The sequence below is a fragment of the Kitasatospora sp. NPDC057198 genome, assembly GCF_042670125.1.
Taxonomy (GTDB): Bacteria; Actinomycetota; Actinomycetes; order Streptomycetales; family Streptomycetaceae; genus Kitasatospora.
Genome location: NZ_JBHUWH010000685.1, coordinates 1 through 2980 on the forward strand (window position 1 = coordinate 1; position 2980 = coordinate 2980).

Below are 2980 nucleotides of genomic sequence, written 5' to 3' on the forward strand. Positions count from 1 at the left end.
GTTGGAGTCGGCCCGGCCCTGGGCCCACCTGGAGCCGGACCTCTGAGCCGCCGTCAGCCCATCGTCTTCTGCCCGTCCAGCGCCTCGCGCAGGATGTCGGCGTGCCCGGCGTGCTGCGCGGTCTCCGCGATGACGTGCAGCAGGACGCGGCGCACGCTCCACGCCGCGCCGGGTTCGAACCAGGGCGCGGCGGGCAGCGCCTGCTCGCTGTCCAGGTCGAGGGTGGCGACCAGGTGGTCGGTGTGCTCGGCGACGGCCCGGTAGCGCTCCAGCAGGACGGCCAGGGTCTCGCCGCCGGTCATCCGGAACTGCTCGGCCCAGCTGTCGGCGTCGTCGGGCGCGCCCTCGGCGCGCATCGCCCCGGCGCCGCCGACGGCGAACCGCAGCCAGCGCTCCTCGACCCCGGCGACGTGCTTGATCAGCCCGCCGAGGGTGAGTTCGCTGACGGTGGTGCGCCGCTGGGCCTGTTCGTCGGTGAGGCCGCGGGCGGTGTAGCGCAGGAAGCCGCGCTGCTTGTCGAGCGCGGCCAGCAGGTCGGCGCGCTCGCCGGTGGGCCCGGGGAGGTCGGGGAGGTCGGCGGGGCCGGGGAGGTCGGGGGGCGGGGTGGTCATCGTTCAGGCCACCTCCACCGCGGCCGGCGGTTCGCCCTCGGCGGCGGACGGGTCGATCAGCGAGAACGCCGCGCCCTGCGGGTCGACGAAGGACGCGGAGCGCCCGAACGGGGTGGTCATCGGCCCGAACACCAGCTGCCCGCCGGCCTGGACGGCCCGTCCGGCCGCCGCGTCGCAGTCGTCCACCACGAAGTACACGCTGATGTACGGCGGCACCTGGGCGGGCACGTCCGGCCCCATGCCCATCGCACCGAGCGCGGGCACCTCGCCGAGGCTGTAGACGCTGTAGTCCACCCTGTCGTCGACGATCTTCCGCACCCGGTACGGGAACACCCGCGGGAAGAAGGCGTTCGCGGCGGCGGTGTCCCGGGTGAACACCTCGGCCCAGCCGTAGCCGCCGGGCGCGTCGCGCAGTTCGAAGCCCTGCTGGGTGCCGGCCTGCCAGAGCCCGAACACCACGCCCGCCGGGTCCCGGGCGATCGCCGTCGTGCCGTGCTCGCCGACCTTCACCGGCTCCACCAGTACGGTGCCGCCGGCCGCCCGGACGCGCTCCGCGGCCGCCGCCGCGTCGGCCGCGGCCAGGTGGAGCACCCACGCGGTGCCGCTCTCCTGTCCGGGCGCGGGCGGGACGATCGCGGCCACCGCCCGGCCGTCCTTCAGGGCCCGCGCGTACCCGCCGAGCTCGGACGCGGCCTCGTCGAACGTCCAGCCCAGCACCTCCCCGTAGAACGCCTTGGCGCCCTCCGGGTCGGCGGACACCGCGTCCGCCCAGACGGGGGTGCCGTCGGGTCGTGCCGTCATGGTGCGTCTCCCTCCGCTGTCGGGCCCGGGGCGCCGCCCCGGGGGAAAGCACGTGCGCTGCCACGCTAACCAGTGCCTCCGACGGCCGCCCGGCGACGCGCTCGGGCGTACCCGAACACCTGTTGCCCCACGGTGACAATCCGCGCACCCTGCGGGGTCATTGTGCGGTGAGACTTGGGGCATCGCCCCGGAGGACGGAACGAAGAAGCCGGCGGGGGCAACCACGACGACAACCACCGTTCCTGGGGGGAACCACCCATGTCCGCGCACGCCCGCCTCCGCCGCTCCGCCGCCGTCGCCCTCGTCTCCGCCGTCACCGCCGGCTCCGCGCTCCTGCTGACCGCCTGCGACCCGGAGGACGGGTCCGACGCCCCCGGATCCGGCACCACCGCCCCGGCCCGCGCCGCCACCGCGTCCGCCTCCGCCACCGCGTCCGCCCAGCAACCCTCCGCCGCGCCGACCGCGGCCGCCCTCAACCTCACCAAGGGCACCGGCCTGACCATCAGCAACGGCACCCGCTACGTGGTGATGGACGGCAGGGCCGTCGACTTCGGCACCGTGGTCCGCGACCTGGCCTGGTCCCCCGACGGCAAGCACGCCGCCTTCGTCGACGGCAACGGCAACCTGGAGACCTCCGACCCGGACGGCGGCCACAAGACCGTCGTCGCCAAGGCCCCCTCCGGCGTGACCTGGTCGCACCCGACCTGGCAGGTGTTCACGCCCGGCGCCGAGGAGGCCGCCCCCGGCCTCCCGGCCAAGAACGACCTGTTCTTCACCGCGGACGACCACGGCACCCTGCGGCTGCTCGGCGTCCCCGCGACCGGCGGCACCCCGGCCCCGATCCGCCTGGGCAACACCAGCGGCGAGGACGTGGCGGAGAACCCGGCCACCGGCAACCTGTGGGCGAACGTCGGCAACCGGACCGGCTCCGCGGTCTACGCCAACAAGGACGACGGCCGGGTCTACTACCGCGACGACTACCTGCGGCAGCAGGGCGGCCCGGTCACCGAGGGCTCGCAGCCCGACCTCGACGAGGAGGGCGACATCGTGTTCGTCCGCTCGGCGGAGGGCCACACCCACCTGTTCCTCAAGGACGGCGACCAGCGCTCCCCGGAGCGCGACCTGACCCCGCACGCCACCGTCGACTACACCGAGCCGGCCTTCTCCGCCGACGGGAAGACCATCGCCTTCCGCGCCCCCGACGGCATCTACACCATGCCCGCCAAGGGCGGCACCCCCACCAGGGTCTCGGACACCGTCGGCCTCCCGGCCTACCGGGCCTGAACCACCGGCAGCACCCTCGGCAGCCCGTCCGGAACCCTCCGGGCGGGCTGCCGCGTTTTCGTCATCTCCCCTTTCCCGCAAGGCAGTTCGGGGCGCCACGCACTGTTGCCCGGCGGTGACACGGCCCGCACGCCGCCGGGTCATCCGGCTGCCAGGCTTCTCCTGTCGCCCCGCCCGCCGCCGATCGCCCGACGGGGCGTCACCCGCCCGTCCCGGTTCGCGAATTCAGGGTCCGCGAACCGGGACCACCGAGACGACAGCCCGGACGGCCCCGCCGTCCGGGC

At 75.2% G+C, this 2980-nt stretch carries 3 protein-coding genes; 1 reads left to right on the top strand and 2 read right to left on the bottom strand.

Features of this window, described 5'->3' with window-relative positions:
- Positions 1-53: 53 nt before the first annotated feature.
- The gene (locus ACFUEL_RS37705; protein WP_380242424.1) at positions 54-611 is read right to left on the bottom strand and encodes a DinB family protein; all 558 of its coding nucleotides are present in this window, start codon (positions 609-611) and stop codon (positions 54-56) included.
- A 3-nt stretch (positions 612-614) separates the two neighbouring features.
- Positions 615-1412, bottom strand: a complete 798-nt coding sequence (locus tag ACFUEL_RS37710) for a VOC family protein (RefSeq protein WP_380242426.1) — start codon at positions 1410-1412, stop codon at positions 615-617.
- 258 nt (positions 1413-1670) lie between these two features.
- On the opposite strand from ACFUEL_RS37710, the gene ACFUEL_RS37715 reads away from it, so the two are divergent.
- Entirely contained in the window at positions 1671-2696 is a 1026-nt protein-coding gene (locus ACFUEL_RS37715) for a hypothetical protein (protein ID WP_380242428.1), read from the top strand.
- The last annotated feature ends 284 nt before the right edge of the window (positions 2697-2980 follow it).

Coding starts and splice junctions, on each gene's coding strand:
- ACFUEL_RS37715 (WP_380242428.1), top strand. CDS start 1,671: ATGTCCGCGCACGCCCGCCTCCGCCGCTCCGCCGCCGTCGCCCTCGTC.
- ACFUEL_RS37710 (WP_380242426.1), bottom strand. CDS start 1,412: ATGACGGCACGACCCGACGGCACCCCCGTCTGGGCGGACGCGGTGTCC.
- ACFUEL_RS37705 (WP_380242424.1), bottom strand. CDS start 611: ATGACCACCCCGCCCCCCGACCTCCCCGGCCCCGCCGACCTCCCCGAC.